The organism is Acidobacteriota bacterium, assembly GCA_029861955.1.
GTDB lineage: Bacteria > Acidobacteriota > Polarisedimenticolia > Polarisedimenticolales > Polarisedimenticolaceae > JAOTYK01.
Map to the genome: position 1 here is coordinate 73,140 of JAOTYK010000015.1, position 16,853 is coordinate 89,992.

General features: G+C 64.2%; 10 protein-coding genes and 1 pseudogene. 10 read left to right on the forward strand and 1 reads right to left on the reverse strand.

The genetic code is table 11. The annotated features are described in order from the left end of the window. The 7 genes from OES25_09460 to OES25_09490 all read left to right on the forward strand — a co-directional run bounded on the left by OES25_09460 (position 1) and on the right by OES25_09490 (position 12,210). On the forward strand, positions 1-768 hold the full coding sequence (locus OES25_09460) for a type III pantothenate kinase (protein ID MDH3627868.1): 768 nt from the start codon (positions 1-3) through the stop codon (positions 766-768). Further along, positions 765-1,244: a hypothetical protein gene (locus OES25_09465; GenBank protein MDH3627869.1), complete on the forward strand. Its 480-nt coding sequence runs from the start codon at positions 765-767 to the stop codon at positions 1,242-1,244. The genes OES25_09460 and OES25_09465 overlap by 4 nt, the downstream gene beginning before the upstream one ends. Beyond that, complete coding sequence (locus OES25_09470; protein ID MDH3627870.1) at positions 1,225-1,821, forward strand: hypothetical protein; 597 nt, start codon at positions 1,225-1,227, stop codon at positions 1,819-1,821. Before OES25_09465 ends, OES25_09470 begins: the two co-directional genes overlap by 20 nt. A gap of 103 nt (positions 1,822-1,924) precedes the next feature. Beyond that, a complete protein-coding gene (locus OES25_09475) occupies positions 1,925-3,052 on the forward strand; it encodes an efflux RND transporter periplasmic adaptor subunit (GenBank protein MDH3627871.1) in 1,128 nt (375 codons plus the stop codon). Continuing rightward, complete coding sequence (locus OES25_09480) at positions 3,039-6,329, forward strand: efflux RND transporter permease subunit (protein MDH3627872.1); 3,291 nt, start codon at positions 3,039-3,041, stop codon at positions 6,327-6,329. Before OES25_09475 ends, OES25_09480 begins: the two co-directional genes overlap by 14 nt. After that, a complete protein-coding gene (locus tag OES25_09485) occupies positions 6,326-9,424 on the forward strand; it encodes an efflux RND transporter permease subunit (GenBank protein MDH3627873.1) in 3,099 nt (1,032 codons plus the stop codon). Before OES25_09480 ends, OES25_09485 begins: the two co-directional genes overlap by 4 nt. A 68-nt stretch (positions 9,425-9,492) precedes the next feature. Next, the gene (locus OES25_09490) at positions 9,493-12,210 is read left to right on the forward strand and encodes a ComEC/Rec2 family competence protein (protein MDH3627874.1); all 2,718 of its coding nucleotides are present in this window, start codon (positions 9,493-9,495) and stop codon (positions 12,208-12,210) included. 434 nt (positions 12,211-12,644) lie between these two features. Here the strand turns inward: OES25_09490 and OES25_09495 are convergent, their stop codons facing one another. Continuing rightward, positions 12,645-12,929 carry an integration host factor subunit beta gene (locus OES25_09495; GenBank protein MDH3627875.1) on the reverse strand — a complete coding sequence of 95 codons (285 nt, stop codon included), beginning with the start codon at positions 12,927-12,929 and terminating at the stop codon, positions 12,645-12,647. A gap of 140 nt (positions 12,930-13,069) precedes the next feature. Here OES25_09495 and der point away from each other — a divergent pair, with 140 nt between their 5' ends. The 3 genes and pseudogenes from der (at position 13,070) to OES25_09510 (ending at position 16,824) form a co-directional block, all read left to right on the forward strand. Then, entirely contained in the window at positions 13,070-14,422 is a 1,353-nt protein-coding gene (gene der / locus OES25_09500; GenBank protein MDH3627876.1) for a ribosome biogenesis GTPase Der, read from the forward strand. 91 nt (positions 14,423-14,513) lie between these two features. Beyond that, positions 14,514-15,077, forward strand: a pseudogene (locus tag OES25_09505) (GTPase domain-containing protein). Between the two features lie 883 nt (positions 15,078-15,960). Next, on the forward strand, positions 15,961-16,824 hold the full coding sequence (locus tag OES25_09510) for a HEAT repeat domain-containing protein (protein ID MDH3627877.1): 864 nt from the start codon (positions 15,961-15,963) through the stop codon (positions 16,822-16,824). Positions 16,825-16,853: the final 29 nt, after the last annotated feature.

Here is a 16,853-nt window from a genome sequence, read left to right on the forward strand (position 1 = left end):
GTGCTCTTGGCGGTGGATGTCGGAAATACCCACTCGGTGTTCGGCCTGTACGACGGGGAGACGCTCCGCATCGATTGGCGCATCACGACGGGTCTCGCGTCGACCGCCGATGAGTTGGGTGTCACGCTGAAAGGCCTGTTCCGCGAGGCGGGGATCGACTTCGAGAGCGTAGACGGCATCGTGATCGCCTCGGTGGTTCCCGACCTGTCCATGCCGCTTACCGAGATGTGCCGACGGTACTTCGGTCACGAGGCCGTCTTCATCGGACCCGGGGTCAAGACCGGCGTACCGATCCACTGCGAGAACCCCCACGAGGTTGGCGCGGATCGGATCGTCAACGCCGTCGCTGCCCGCGAGCGGTTCGGGGCTCCGGTGGTCGTGGTCGATTTCGGTACGACCACTAATTTCGATGTCGTCGGCACGAGTGGCGCCTACATCGGCGGCGTGATCGCTCCCGGCGTCAATCTCTCTGCAGAAGCGTTGTTCAACAAGGCCGCCCGACTTCACCCCGTCGACATCCACGCGCCGGAAACGGTGATCGGCAAGAACACGGAGCAATGTGTCCGGTCGGGATTGTTCTTCGGCTACGTTGCGCTCGTCGAGGGGCTCCTACGACGGATCCGCTCCGAGATCGAGGGCGAGGTCCCGGTGGTCGCGACCGGCGGCGTCGCCGTTCTGTTCCGCAACGCGATCGAGGGCGTCGACCATTTCGTTCCGACCCTGACCCTCGACGGCCTGCGACGGGTCTGGGAGCAGAATCGCCCGTGAAGGTTCTATTCGTCTGCAGTGGGAATATCTGCCGCAGCCCGATGGCGGCCGAGTACTTCAGGCAGCGAGCGCCGGGTGCGGGGCTAAGTCATGTGGTCGTCGGCTCTGCCGGTCTGCTCGGAATCGACGACGCACCGGCCTCACTGGAGTCGGTTCGTGCGATGCGCGAGATCGGCATCGACCTGGATGCCCACCGTTCGACGGGGTTGACGGCGCGAGAGTTGCGATCGAGCGACCTCGTGGTCGTGATGACGGACGACCATGTGGACGAGATCACGGCACGCTTCGAGGGCTCCATCGCCGAGCTTCACAAGCTGCGCGCGTTCGAGAAGGGGAGTCAGCCCTCGACCGTGGCCCCGGACCTCGACGATCCCATCGGCAGGTCCGAGTCCTTTTACCAGAAGCAGATCCCGATCCTCTCTCGTTGTGTCGACCACCTTTTCCTGTATCTCAAGTATGACGACCGACGAATCTGATCTTTCACGCTATGCGCAGTCCATCGAGACCGCGTGGGTCGAGCTTCAAGGCCGGGCGGTCGTTCTCTCGCCGCGGGACTGGGATCTGGTAGAGGACTGGTTTCGACGTGGAGTCTCCCTCCCGTTGATCCTGGAAGTGATCGAAGAGGCCCGCAAGCGGCTGAAGGGAGTTCCCCGCCCCCCGGGGCGACTGTCCTATATCGCCTCTGCCGTCGAGGATGGTTGGGCGGCGACCATCGACGGCGTGCGAAGCACGGAGCGGGTCGTCTCCGAGGATGCACCTTCGTGGCGCACGCGTTGGCAACGACGGATAGACGGGGAGTCGATCCCCCCAGAGATTCGCGCCACCGTGGAGCGAATGCTGACGGAGACGCCGAGCGAGGAGGGCGAGGCATCGTTTCGCGCTCGTGTCGCCGAGACGCTTCTCGGATCCCTCCCGAAACAGACGATCGTCGCCATCGAGACCGAGGCCTCCCAACGGATCGAGCCCCATCGTTCCCGCCTCTCGATCGAGGAGTTCAGGCGTCAATGGGAGCGGGAACGGGTCGAGGGGATCTTGCGCCACGTCGACCTCTAGCGCAATGCCCGCTAGAATCTCTGCATTCCAGTGAAACCTTACGGATCCGTCGTGCGTTCAAGCTAATGGGCAGCACCGTCCCGAGGTAGCTGAGGGGGAATCGATGCGAAGACTCCGTGCCGCAACTCTGGCCTGCGTTTCGCTGTTGGCGGTGCTGTGGGGGACGGGTTGTGGCTCCGCCGGTGGAAACTCCTCGGCAGGCGCGGCCACACCCGCGCCGAGCGCCGTCGCCGAGGAGATCGTGGAGGGGATCGCCGTCGAGGCGATTCCGGCGCTCCAGAGACCGTTATCCAACCTCTACACAACCAGCGCCACGCTGCGAGCGGATCGTCACGCGACGGTGGTCGCGCGCACGGCCGGCGTCATCCGCCGGCTCCTGGTGGAGGAAGGGGACCGTGTCCGCGAAGGACAGGAGTTGGCGCTTCTCGAGGATGACGAGCAGAGGATCGAGTACGAGCGCGCGAATACCACCTACCAGACGAAGAAGATCGAATTCGAACGTGCCGAGAGGCTGCACGCCCAGGGATTGATGAGCGACGAGGAGTTCGACACCCGTCGCCGCGAATCCGAAGAGGCACGACAGTCCGCGTCGTTGCTGGAACTGACGCTGACCCGGACGCGTGTCCGGTCTCCGTTCGCGGGGACGATCGTGCTCCGTCATCTGGACCCCGGCGCCAGTGTCTCGAACGGGACAGCCGTGTACGACCTGGCGGACCTCGATCCGCTCTACGCCGACGTCAATGTGCCCGAGAGACAGGTCTCCCGTCTGGAGACCGGGCAGCAGGTTCGTCTGTTTGCCGGAGAGGGCGACACGGTCGACGAGGCCAGGATCGAGCGGATCTCTCCGGTCGTCGATCCCGACACCGGCACCGTCAAGGTGACGCTTAGCGTTCATCGTCGTGCCGGATTGCGGCCGGGCGGTTTCATCCGCCTGCAGATCGTCACCGACACCCACGCAGACGCCATCGTTGTCCCGCGAAACGCCCTTGTCGCCGAGGGGCGTCGCTGGCATCTCTATCGTGTCAACGACGATCAGACAACGGTGGAACGTATCGAGGTCACCCGCGGCTACGAGGAAGGTGACTGGGTCGGCGTGCGACGCGTCGGTGACGGCTCTCCGATCGTCGCCGGCGACGTGATCGTCTCCGTCGGGGCGCCTGCCCTGAGCGATGGGGCGGTTGTTGAGGTTATCGCCTCGGATGCGGACGAGAGCGACCGTGTCGCTAGCTGAGTTCTCGGTCCGCCGACCGGTCGCGATCCTGACGATCTCAGTCGCGATCACGCTGTTCGGCTCGCTTGCGTTCAACCAGCTCCCGCTGGAACTGCTTCCAGATCTCTCCTATCCCACGCTGACGGTGCAGACCGGCTACGCCGATGCCGCTCCGACATCGGTGGAGCAGTTCGTCAGCCGACCGCTGGAGGAGACCGTCGGCGTCATTCCCGGGCTTCGCTCGCTGCGCTCCGTTTCACGCGCCGGGATATCGGAAGTGATCCTGGAGTTCGAGTGGGATGAGGAGATGGATTTTGCCGCGATGGACGCGCGAGAGAAGGTCAATCTTGTCGAACTCCCTCGCGAGGCGGACCGTCCTCGCGTCCTGAGGTTCGATCCGACCCTCGACCCCATTGTGCGTCTGGCGTTCCATGGCGATCGCCCCCTGGACGAGGTCCGCCAGATCGCGGATCGCTGGCTCAAGCCTCGACTGGAGTCGATCCCCGGCGTGGCGGCGGCCAAGGTCCGCGGAGGACTTGCACCGGAGATCCAGGTCGACGTCGATACGGCACGCCTTGCAGCCCTGGGGCTGACCCTGGACGAACTGGCGACGGCCTTGCGGGCCGACAACGTCAATCGTCCCGGCGGCGTCCTCAAGGACTGGGGCTCCGTCTACCTCGTTCGGACCCTCAACGAGTTCGAGGATCTCGATCAGCTGCGCAAGACCATCGTCCGTGACGGCGAGGGAGGCCGGGTGCGGGTCGAGGATGTGGCGGTCGTTCATCGCGGGCACAAGGACCGCGTGGAGATCACCCGCGCCTCCGGCGAGGAGATCGTCGAGATCTCCCTTCACAAGGAAGGCTCATCGAACACGATCGTCGTATCGGACGAAATCCAGGAACGACTGGCTTCCATCCAGGCCGAGTTGGCCGAAGGGCTCGAACTGCGAATCCTCACCGACCAGTCGATCTATGTTCGGGATGCGCTTGCGCAGGTCAAGTCTGCCGCGTTGTTCGGCGGTCTCCTGGCAATTCTTGTCCTGTACTTCTTTCTAAGAGATGCCATCTCGACATTGATTGTCGGAATCACCATCCCGCTATCGGTCGTGGCGACGTTTCTGCCGATGCTGAAGACGGGTGTCAGCCTGAACATCATGTCCCTCGGCGGCCTGGCGCTTGGCGTCGGCATGCTGGTCGATAACTCGATCGTCGTGCTCGAGTCCATCGACCGACACCACGGTCAGGGGAAGTCCCGCCGGGAGTCGGCCATCGACGGTGCGCGACAGGTTACCGGCGCCGTGATCGCAGCCACCCTGACGACCATCTCGGTGTTTCTTCCCATCGTCTTCGTACAGGGCATCGCCGGGCAACTGTTCTATGACCTGGCGGTCACGGTCTGCCTCTCGTTGCTGGCATCCCTGGTGGTGTCTCTGACGCTGATCCCGGCCCTCTATGCAGTCCTGGCATCGCTCATGGAGACCCTTCGTGTCGAGGGACGCCAGGGCGGGCGTTGGCCGTGGCCCGCATGGCCCGGCTGGCCCGCCCCGAGTCCGCACCTCAGTCGCAGGCTCGCGCGACCGTTTCTGTTTCTCGGTGTCACCGTGATCCGTCTGCTGCTGGCGATCCTCCGGCCGGTGGTGGCCGTCGTGTTCGGCGTGTTCTGGATCCTCGATCGGATCTTCCGGATCGCGACGGCACCGTTTCGTTGGGCGCTCGGAGCACTGACGCGGGTCTATCCCAGCGGCCTGCGCTCGGCGCTGCGTTACCGCTGGCTCTGGTTGCCGCTGGCCTTCGCCCTCTTCGTCGTCGCCCTGCTGGCCGTCCCGCGACTCGGCACCCAGCTAGTACCGGATCTCTCGCAGGGCGAGTTCGCCTTCCGCATGCGAATGCCGGAGGGAAGCACGCTGGAATCCAGCGACTCCGTCGTCGCCAGGATCGAGTCCTCGATCGTTAACGACCCCAACATGGAACGGATGTTCTCCGTCGTCGGTAGCCTCCCGTCTTCGGCATCCGGACAGCAGACCGTCGGCGAGAATCTCGCTCAGATGAACTTTGTTCTGTCGGATCGCGGTGCCAGCGGGGACCCGCAGGATGAGACTCGATCGATTCAGGCGGTCCGTCGCGCGCTCGATCGGTTCCCCGATGTCGAGGCGGAGTTGATCCGCCCGTCGGTCCTATCGATGCGTCCCGCCATCGCGGTCCAACTGTTCGGGGACGACCTCGAGGAGTTGGATCGGGGATCCGAGCAGGTCGCTGCCGCGTTGTCCCGCCTCGACGGTGTCGAGGACATTCGCACCAGTTCGCAACCGGGGAACCCGGAGATCACGGTCGTCCTCGACCGTGAACGGGCGGCATCGTATGGCATTCGTGTCTCCGATCTCGGTCGCACCCTTCAGCAGCAGATCCGTGGCGAGGTGATCGGCCCGTTTCGTGAGCGGGAGGACCGGATCGACATCCGTCTCCGCGCGGTCGAGAACGCCCGTGATCGAGCCTCGGCGGTGGAGGATCTTCGGATCCGGCTGGAGAACGGAACGACGGTGCCCGTAGCCGCGGTGGCAGACGTCCAGTTCGATCGCGGTCCCGCCGCGATCCATCGCTATCGGGGGACCCGTGTCACCGAGGTGACCGCGCAGGTCCGGCAGGCGGACGTCGGCGCCGTCCTGCAAAGTGTTCGCGATGCCGTCGCGGAGGTTCCGCTACCCCATACGGTGGTGGCGGAGATGGGTGGGCAGGACGAGGACCTGAAGGTCTCGTTCGACAGCCTGCGGATGGCCCTGTTGCTGGCAATCTTCATGGTCTACGTCGTCATGGCGGTCCAGTTCGAATCGTTCCGCTATCCGCTTGTGATTCTCCTGTCCGTACCACTGGGCATCGTCGGTGTCGTGGCCGCACTCGGTATCACCGGCACACCGATCAGCGTCCTGGCACTCATCGGCGCGGTCATGCTGGCGGGGATCGTCGTCAATAACGCCATCGTGTTGGTCGATGCCATCCGTCGGCGTCGCCAGGAAGGCGAACCGATGGACACGGCGATCGTCGAGGCAGGCGCCGAGCGTTTTCGCCCAATTATCATGACGACAACCACGACCGTCCTGGCCTTGCTGCCCATGGCGCTCGGGCTGGGAGCCGGCGACGAACTCCGTCGTCCGCTTGCGCTCACGGTCATCGGCGGGCTTTCCGTCGCCACCGTGCTGACGCTGATCGTGATTCCGTGTCTCTACCGGTCCATGTCCCCCGACGCCTCGAAGACAGAACCCGTCGCCGCGGACCTCAGAGCGGCGCCGCAGGGAGAGGGATGATGCGACTCTCGGATCTACCCATCGATCGTCCCGTCGCCATCGGGATGCTCCTGATCTGCATCACGGTCCTCGGTTCCGTCGCGGTTACCCGGCTGCCGCTGGCGTTCATGCCGGTGGTTCTGGAGCCCGAGATCGATGTCACCATCCCTTTCGAGGGTAGTCATCCTCTGGAGGCGTTAAACGACGTCATCCGCCCCATCGAGGCGGAGATTGCGACCATCCCCGACGTCCGTCGGATCTGGGCCAACGCCGGTCGCGGCGACGTGCGCATCGAGGCCTCCTTCGACTGGGGCATCAACGTCGATCTGAAGCGGATGGAGGTTCGTGAGGCGGTCGAGCGTGTGCGACCGCAACTCCCCGAGGGTACGGGGCACATCCGCATCGAGGGGGACACCGGAGGACCCGACTCCGAGATCCTCGGTGGCCGGATCTCCGCCAATCGCGACCTCTCCGAGTCCTGGGCCCTCCTCGACCGGCGGATCCGTCGTCCGCTCGAGCGTGTCCGCGGTGTGGCCTCGATCAGTCTCTATGGCGTCGAGGCGCAGCAGGTCCGAATCGATCTTGATCTGGCCTCCCTCGAGCGGCATCAGATCCGTGTCGGTGAGTTGATCTCGACAATCAACGACGCCAACCTCGATCTCGACCTCGGAGCCATCCGCGGGGCCAGCGTTCGTTACGACGTCCGCAGTGAGGCCCGCTTCGAGGACGTCGCCACCATCCGCAACCTGCCACTCAGGACCGAGGGCCTGCGCCTTCGTGATGTGGCCACCGTCTCGTTACGCGAGCCCGTCTTGAACTACGGCCGTCATCTGAATACCAACTTCGCCGTCGGCTTCGACGTGATGAAGGAGTCGTCCGCCAACACCGTCGAGACGGTCGCCCGTCTTCATGCGCGACTCGACGAGATCCGCCAGGATCCGGAGCTGCAGGGGATCGAGGTCCTCGTCTGGCAGGATCAGGGCGAAGAGATCATGAACTCGCTGAACGGGCTGCGGAACGCGGGCATCTTCGGTGGTTGCCTGGCGATCCTGGTGTTGTTCGGATTCCTCAAGCGATTCTCGACCACCGCCATCGTCGGCGTGTCGATCCCGTTCTCGCTCCTCGTGACCTGCGGCGTGATGCTGCTGTTGGGGGCGGAACTGAACGTTCTCTCGATGCTGGGGTTGATGCTGGGCGTCGGGATGCTGGTCGATAACGCCGTCGTCGTCATCGAGAACATCTACCGGCTCCAGGGGAAGGGGATCCCCGCAGTGGAGGCGGCCCGCCGGGGCGCCCGTCAGGTGTCGTTGGCGGTGTTCGCCGCCACCAGCACGACGATCATCGTCTGGTCCTGGCTTTTTGTGACCGAAGCCGGGCAGATGACGATCTACATCGGACAGGTCGCTCTGACCATCTGCCTCTCGGTGGCCTGCTCGCTCCTGATCTCGCTGACCTTCATCCCGCTTGCCGCGGCCCGCATCTCGCCACGATCGCAACCGAAGCCCGGCTTCGTCATGCGTCGGCTCGTTCCGCGCTATCGCCAATTGTTGGGCTGGTCGCTGGCGGGGAACGGACGACGTCTCCTCCTCCTGGGACTGATGTTTCTGATTGGCGCGTCCGCCGGGATTCCCATTGCGCTGATCGAGAAGAGCGGCGAGCCCGTGGAGCAGAAGAAAGAGATCTCGATCAACTACCGGATCCACGACGCCTACACCAAGGAGGAGTTGGAGATCCGCGTCGATGAGGTCGAGACACTCCTGGAGCAGAACAAGGAGCAACTGGGCTACGAGAACATCTACTCGTGGTACTCCGAGCCCAACTCGGCCGTCACCCGCGTCTACCTACCGCCGGATCAGCTGAGCGAAGAGACCTACACGGCGCTTCGCGATGGACTGGAGGCTCTGATCCCGACGATGGCGGGCATCGATCTTGAGATCGGCGAGCGTCGTGGTCGCCATGGGGGGCCACGTCGCAAATCGGCGGTCTCCGTGGTCGTCCGCGGAGAGGACCCGGAGTATCTGGAGACCGTTGCGTTGGATGTCGAGAACGCGCTACGCGAGTTGGACGATGTCCATGAGGTCTATGGACCCACGCTGAACGGCCAGCAAGAGGTGCGTGTCCGTCTGGATGTCGAGCGGGCCCGGCAGCTCGGCGTCGACCCCGACGTCGCCGCAGGCGCGGTGGGCTTCAACTTCCGCGGTCAGCGACTCCGTCGGATGCAACATCCCGATGGAGAGGTGGAGATCCTCCTGGGGCTCCCGGAGGATGCGCGACCGGGACTTTCCGCCATCGAGGATCTGCCGATTCCGACCCGGGAAGGCAAGGCCGTCGATCTTCATAACATCGCCACCGTCGATCTCGCTCGAACCCCCGCCCATCTCAATCGCGAGGACCGCGAGACAAGCCAATGGGTAACCGTGCAGTTCGACGAAGAAGCGGTCACGACCGAAGAGGGACGTGCCCGTGTGGACGAACGGATGGCCAGCCTCTCGCTTCCACAGGGCTACAGCTGGGGCTGGAGCCAACGGATGCATGATGACGATGAAGCCCTGGGAATCATGGTCCGCGGCGTCTCGATCTCGTTGTTCGTCGTGTTGCTGTTGATGACCGCGTTGTTCGAATCGTTCTCCCAGGCGTCGGCCATCCTGATCACCCTTCCCCTGGCGTTCTTCGGCGCCTTCTGGACCCTCTGGTTGCTGGGCTACACCCTGGAGGTCGTGGCGTTCATCGGCATCATCCTGTTGATCGGTATCGTCGTGAACAACGGGATTGTCATGGTGGATCACGTCAACTCGCTGCGACGCGAAGGACGTTCCCGAACCGATGCCCTGGTCGAAGGTTGCGGGGATCGTCTTCGCCCGATCCTGATGACGGCGATCACGACGGTCACCGGATTGATCCCGCTGGCCCTGTCCCAGTTCACCGTCGCCGGTGTCTTCGTTCAGTCGATGGCCGTCGCCATGATCGGGGGGCTTGTCTCGTCGAGCCTGATGACCCTGGTCGCGTTGCCGGTCTGGTACACGGTGGTCGAGGACTTCGGTGCGGGGCTCTTGCGCTTCTTCCGTGAGCTGTTGAACGTACGACCGGGCCAGAGGAAGTCCGTCGCCGACGTCTAGGATCCGCAACCTCCCACTCGGGTTCCAGCGCCCGGGATCGACCCCGCGTCGACTAGGCTGGCGGTGCCATGAAACCGCGACGTCGCCCCCTGGTCCTGCCCACGCTGGCATGGCTGAGCGGGAGCGGCCTGATCCTCTACCGCGGCAGTTGGCCGGACTGGCTCATCGTGACGGGGCTCCTGTCGCTTCTGGTCGCGTTCTGTTGTCCGCGGCCTCGCCCGTATCTGATCGCCTGTCTCCTGGCGTTGACGGCGGGAGGCTGGCACGCCTCACGCGACACGGCTCGTTGGCAGCAGCGCGCGCAACACGTGATGGACGCGGCCGATGCCGGCGGGAGCGGCGTCTTCCACGGAACGATCGTCGGGCGTGTTCAGGCCTACGCGGACGGCTCGCTGACGTTCGGTCTCCGGGATCAAAGGACCCAAGCGATCTTGCAGGTTCACCTGTCCGGCGCGCGATCGATCTATCGTGCGGATCTCGAGCGATACCTTCCCGGCGATCGTGTCTCCGCCTGGCTGACCGTCCGCACGCGATCGCGCCCGCGGAACGCAGACGCCAGGGCCTACCTGAAGAACGCCGGACTGACCACCCGCACGGCCGTCGGGAAGCCACGCCCGGGACGATGGCTCACCCAGGCCCAGCGGTCGTTGGGTCAACGCCTGGAGTCGCGGTATGGCGAGGATCCGGTGGCGCGGGAACTGCTGGCGGCGCTGTTGCTGGGACAGCGCGAGAGGGGAGGCCCCGAAGGACGGCAGGCGGTCGAGTCTCTCAGGCGCGCGGGGGTCGGACACCTGTTGGCGATCAGCGGCCTCCACGTGGGCTGGGTGGCGGGAGCGTTGATGTTATTCGTCGTCCGCCCACGACTCCCGCGCTGGCTGCGATGGACGATCGTGGCGACGACGGTCGTTGGTTTCATGACGCTCGTCGGCGGCTCCCCATCGGTCCAGCGAGCGGCGGTGGGATGCGTCTGTCACACCACCCTGGTCTCGATCGGGCGCCGGGGCGACGCACTCAACACCCTGGCGGTCTGGGCCTGGCTGTTCGTCGTGTGGGATCCATGGGTGCTGACGAACCTGGGTTTCCAGTTCACGTTCATCGCGACGGGGGCGATCGTCGCGGGCGTCCAGCGTGTCTCCGCCGTCCTTCCCGGCCCCGACATCCTCCGCCTGCCGCTCTCGGTCAGCCTGCTCTCCTATCTCTCGACCGCGCCCCTGGCGGCGCTCCACTTTGCGCGTCTGCCTCCGTCGTCGATCGTCACCAATCTCCTGGCGGTCCCGCTGGCGATGCTGGCGACGCTGACCGGATACCTATCGCTCCTTCCGACCGCTGTCGGGGCGGTCTCAGGCGAGGTGGCCGGTGCCATCGCCCACGCACTCGTGACGCTGGCGCGATTCATGGCCTCGTTGCCTTACGGGGCTGTCGAGGTCTCGACGCCGCCACGGATGCTGCTGCTCGTTGCTCTCGCGTTGCTCCTGCTGTGGGCGTTGGGAGCACCACGCCACGCCGGTTCGGTGAGGGTGGGAGTGCTTGCGAGTCTGGCCCTTCTTCATCTGGGCCCGATTCCATGGAGCTCCGACGGAACCACCGTCCACGTGCTGGATGTCGGTCAGGGGCAAGCGGTGGTCGTCTCCGACCTCTCGGGAAGACATCTGCTGGTCGACGCGCCGGGCGGGGTTCCGTCGGGTCGCTTTTCCGCCGGTGCCAGCGCCAGGGTCGTCCTCCCGTGGTTCCGCCAACGGGGGATCCGTCATCTCGATGCGATCGCCATCAGTCACGCGGACATCGATCATGCCGCAGGGCTACCGTATCTGTACCAACGGTTCGTAGTCGGCCAGCTCTGGCTGCCACCGGGCTGGCATCGGTCTCCCGCACTTCGAGAGGCCGCCATCTATCTCCAGGAGCGTGGCGGGGCGTTACGTCTGATGCGGGACGGGAGCGTTGCTCAGCTTGGAACGATGCGCTGGCGTGGCCTGCACGGTGGGATCGTCGACGTCGATCACAACGAAGGATCCCTGGGACTTCATCTCGCGGGCAAATGCGGCGGCATGCTGATCCCGGGAGACTTCGGACTACCCACCGAGGAGACGCTCCTGGATCGGGGGAACGTAAAGAACGTCCAGCTCCTGATCGCGGGCCATCACGGAAGCCGCCACTCCAGCGGCGACCGTTGGCTGAGCGCCCTGAAGCCTACGGAGATCGCCGTCTCCTGCGGGCGCAACAACCGGTTCGGCCATCCCCATCCGGCGTTCCTGGACCGCGCAGCGCTCGTCGGCGCTCAGGTTCGACGGACCGACCTCGAGGGCACTCTCCGCTACCGTCTCGGTCTCGCCACGAAACTCGGCGAGGGTCACCACCAGGGGTGTCGGGATGAACGCCAACACGAAGATGACGACGCCAAGCCAGGCCAGTCTCCGACGACCGGGCGAGAGCGGGTCTCGCTCCCGGATCAGCGGGGGATGGCGATCGCGGAACACCAGGAGCAGCACCAGCCAGACGACGTAACCGGGCATCAGTTTCCACCAGAAGATCTGAAGCATGATGAACAGGAACAGACCGACGATGGACCCGTAGCTAACGACCCGATGGAAGCGACGAGAGATGGCGTAGGCCAGATGACCGCCGTCCAGTTGCCCGACGGGGAACAGGTTCAACGCGGTGACCAACATGCCGATCCAGCCGGCGCCGATCCATGGGTTGGCCAGGATCGTGTTATCGATCCCAAGCAACCACTGCACCCCCATGCCGTAGACCGACGCACCCATCGTGATCCCCAGATCGTCGGATAGAAGCGACGGGGGGGCGGGCTCGGCCACCAGATAGCCCACCGCAAGAACCGGAACGGCGATCACGAACCCCGTGATCGGTCCTGCGATGGCGACATCGAACAGTGCGTTGCGGTGGGGGATCCGACTGCGTATTCGGATCACCGCTCCGAACGTGCCAAGGGGTGGGATGCTGGGAATGAAGTAGGGCAGCGAGGCATGGAGACCGTGGAGCCGACAGGCAATGTAATGTCCCATCTCGTGCCCGCCGATGATCAGGGCGGTGAGGATGGCGAACAGGAGCCCGTTGTGGACGATCGAGGTTCCGCTGAGGGGGGAGACCGGATCAGGATTCCAGAACGTGCCACCGGCGATGGTCAGGGACGCAAACGTCGCCAGGAATAGCCCAAGATGCAGCCAGCCCCGACGGGGCGCCGCCGCAGGCACGGAGCGACCGATTAGCCCAGGTCCCTGAGGTTCTTGCCGGGCTTGAAGCGGATCGTCTTACCGGGTGGGATACGGACCTCGCGCCCCGTTCGCGGGTTGCGGCCGATACCCTTCTTGCGTGGCTTGACCTGGAAGACGCCGAACCCGCGGAGTTCGATGCGCTCGCCCCGTTTCATCGCGGACTTCATCGCGTCGAAGACCGCCTCGACGGCTTCGACCGCCTTGACCTTGGTGATCTTGGCACCTTCGGCCACTTCGTTGATGATATCCGCTTTGATCATCGAGCCCGTCTCCACAAACGCTGCTAAACGTCGTCCAGTTTAGGCACGGCCCGGGACCCTGTCAAGCGTCTCCCGAGGGCTAAACCCAAGGAATGACGGGACTTAGATCGGCAGAGGGTCTGGCCTAGGACCGATGATCGTGGTAGCTTCGCCACGTGTCGTTACCCCTCGTAGCCATCGTCGGTGCGCCCAATGTGGGCAAGAGCACCCTGTTTAACCGGTTGGTGCGGGGTCGCGAGGCGATCGTGACGGACCAACCCGGTGTCACTCGCGATCGTCAGTATCGCGAGGTCGAGGAGGGCGACGTCCGCTTCCGCGTGGTGGACACCGGCGGCATGACCCCCGGCTCGGAGGAGGGCTTCGCTGCGGAGATCGGGCATCAGGCCCGCGTCGCCATCGATGAGGCGGATGTCGTCCTGTTCCTGGTGGATGCGCGATGCGGGATCAACGCCGTCGATCAGGAGATCGCTTCTCGGCTGCGTCGGATTCAGGTGCCGCTGCTCCTCGTGGCCAACAAGACCGAGTCGGCCAAGCGGGACGCCAACCTGCTGGAGTTTCATGAACTGGGCCTCGGCGATCCGATCTCCATCTCCGCCGAACACGGCGAGGGGATCTCGGCGCTGCTGGATCACGTTCTGGACGAGCTTCGACAGCTCCCGCAGAAGCCGGAAGACGACCCGTCCGACGACGAAGCGGAAGACAGACCGTTACGACTCGCGATCGTCGGTCGGCCAAACGTCGGCAAGTCCTCGCTCCTGAACCGATTGGTGGGGGAGCAACGGGTGGTAGTCAGTGAGATCCCCGGCACGACCCGCGACGCCATCGACACCCTACTCACGGTGGGGGACCGTCGCTACCTGCTGGTTGACACCGCCGGCATGCGACGGCGGGGGCGTGTCGAACGAGGGATCGAGCGTCATTCCGTCGGTCGCGCGCAGAACAACATCGAGCGTTGCGATGTGACGATCCTGGTCCTGGATGCCGACGCGGGGTTCGGTTCGCAGGATGCCCATATCGCGGGGTACGTTCGGGATGCGTTCCGGCCGGTGATCCTGGCGGTGAACAAGTGGGATCTTATTTCGGAGCGTGAGCAGGCGGTCAAGACCTGGGAAGACACGCTCGAGACGCGACTGAAATTCTTAAAGGGGGCACCGAGCTGCTTCATCAGCGCGCTCAGCGGACAACGGGTCTTTCGTCTTCTGGAAATGGCAGACCGGTTGCACCAGACCGGCGGAAAGGAGGTCACGACGGTTAAGTTGAACCGCTGGCTCCAAGTTGCGGCAGGACCCCATTTTGGCGGACGATCGGGGTCCCTTGGCGCCCGGTTCTATTACGCGACTCAGACCGGCATCCGCCCACCTAGATTCCGTATCTTCTGTAATGATCCACGGAAGATTCATTTCTCCACCCAGAGGCAGTTAGAGAACGGACTTCGCGAAACCTTCGGATTTTCGGGCGTTCCTTTGAGAATCGACTATAAGCGACGGCGGGAGACACCCACCGAGTAGTCGCTTGACGCTCCAAAATCCTGACTATATGTTCCGCGAGGGGCAGCCGACCGAGAAGGCTGGTTTTTCGGGCAAACAGGGGACCGCACGCATGGTGCTTTTCAACTACTCGACGAAGGAACTTACCGCCAAGATCGTCTATTACGGTCCAGGACTGTGCGGCAAGACCACCAATCTCCAGTTCATCCACGGGAACCTGCCGGAAACCGTCAAGGGCAAGATGCTGTCCCTGGCGACCAAGACGGACCGGACCCTGTTCTTCGATTTCCTTCCCATCGATCTGGGGCAGATCCGTGGGATGAAGACCCGCGTCCAGCTCTACACCGTTCCCGGTCAGGTCTTCTACAACGAGACTCGGAAACTGGTCCTGAAGGGAGCGGATGGGATCGTCTTCGTGGCGGACTCTCAGCAACAGATGCTGGCCGCCAACGCGGAGTCCTTCAAGAACCTCGAAGAGAACCTCAAGGGCCACGGCATGATCTTGGCCGAAATGCCCCACGTGATTCAGTTCAACAAGCGCGACCTTCCCGGTCTTGCAAGCATCGAAGAGATGAACACCGGGGTCAACAAGTTCAACGCCCCGTTCTACGAGACCGTCGCGACGACAGGGATCGGCGTCCAGGACACGTTGAAGGCGATCACGAAACTGGTCCTTCTTCATCTGACCAAGAAATACGATCCGCGCACCACAGGAAAGAAGGACGCGGTGCCGGCCGCACCGGCGGCCGGATCGATTCCGTCGGTGTCCACCACGCCATCGGCACCCTCACCGACGTCCAGTACCGACAGCATTCCGCTGGCCGTGCCGACGGAAATGCCGGGGATGGCTGCCGAAGCCGACGTGGCCACGCCGATGGCCGCGATGCCCGTCACGCCGGTGCCCCCCGCAGCCGTCGTCGCGGATCCAGAGAACGGCTCGCCCGAGTTTGACGAATCCGAGATCGATGGACTGATGGACGAGGTCGAAGAGAGCCAGCCTCAAGCGGTGGCTGCCGGGGAGCCTGTGGCCGCCACACCGGCGGTCCAGCAGGCGACACCGGGATTCGAGATCGACGCCAGCGGCATCGCGCTCGAGGAGCCCACGTCCGAGACGGAGGCGCCGGAGGAGGTCGAAGAGATTCCGCTTGCGACCCCGCAACTGGAAGTCGAATCCATCGACACGGACGCCATCCCGATGGTCGAGCCCGAGATGCCCGCCGAGTCGGCATCGGTCGATGACCTGAGCCTCGATGACAGCTTCGATGCACTCGAGACGCCGGACGGCGTACCCGTGCCCATGCCGGCCCCTGCAACGGCGGTTGAGTTGACCGAACTGGCAACCGACAACGATCTCTTTCAGGATCCTGATCTCGATATCGCGCGGCTCCAGCCGGGTGACGAGAGAGCCATCGTGGTTCCCGTGGAGATGAAGGGTCCCGATGGCGAGACGCGACGATTCAAGTTGAGTCTCTCCCTACGACTGGATCCTGTTGAGGACCCTCAGGGCTGATCCCGGATTCCCACTGGCATCGCGGCGGGGGATCGGGCAAGCTGGATTAATGATGATTGTCGTGGTCCTCGCACTCCTCCAGACCGCCCTCGGTGTGGAGGCGCGGCAAGCCCCCCTGGATCACTACGAGTGGATGGCGGTGGCCCCGATCGTCGTTGGTGCGACGAGTCTGGGCGAGAACGGAAAGTTCGTCGAGATCGAGATCACCCATCGAATCCGCGGCGACGTGAAGGTCGGCGCGATGCTCAGCATCGACGTCAAGCACACCAATCGAAACCGATCCCGCACCGTGAACCCTCGCGGGCTCCGACTGCTTGAGGGAGACTCGTTCCTCCTGTTGCTCAGTCCTTCGCCGGAGCACAAGTCGCGAAAACATTCGTATCGCGTGGTACGTGGCGTTGCGGGCGCCAGGGAGCTTCCGCTGGAGGGCGCCGACGCGGTGGTGCAGCCGCTTCAGGTTCTCGCCGCGATCCAGGACCTCGACGACGACGGTCGCCGCTGGGATGAGATGTGGCGGTTGTTCGAGGAGGATTCGCCGCTGCTGATCGAGACGTCGCTGGCGCAGTCCATCAAGTTCTCCCGCGTGCGGGCCGATCACCTGGACGTGGTCCGTCCCTTACTGGAGCATCCGGAGGCCGACATCCGGCGCCGCACGGCCGAGATCATCCGTCTGATCGTCAAGAGGACCGGGGCGCAAAACCTGGAGGACGGAGCCAGCGTGCGAAATGAACTGGTCTCGACCGCCCGTCGAGATCCCGCCATCGACGTCCGCGCCGCGGCGACGGAGGCGCTCAGCGTCTTCGACGGCTCGGTGATCGACGATATTCTCCGAGAGATCGCCGAGACCGATCCGGAACAGATGGTCCGCTACATCGCTCAGAAAGCGCTGATTGAGCGGCGTCCTGGGTCGTAAATGCCGTCAATTGACTTCGCAGCCCCTCG

Coding starts and splice junctions, on each gene's coding strand:
- OES25_09490 (MDH3627874.1), top strand. CDS start 9,493: ATGAAACCGCGACGTCGCCCCCTGGTCCTGCCCACGCTGGCATGGCTG.
- OES25_09510 (MDH3627877.1), top strand. CDS start 15,961: ATGATGATTGTCGTGGTCCTCGCACTCCTCCAGACCGCCCTCGGTGTG.
- OES25_09470 (MDH3627870.1), top strand. CDS start 1,225: ATGACGACCGACGAATCTGATCTTTCACGCTATGCGCAGTCCATCGAG.
- OES25_09475 (MDH3627871.1), top strand. CDS start 1,925: ATGCGAAGACTCCGTGCCGCAACTCTGGCCTGCGTTTCGCTGTTGGCG.
- OES25_09485 (MDH3627873.1), top strand. CDS start 6,326: ATGATGCGACTCTCGGATCTACCCATCGATCGTCCCGTCGCCATCGGG.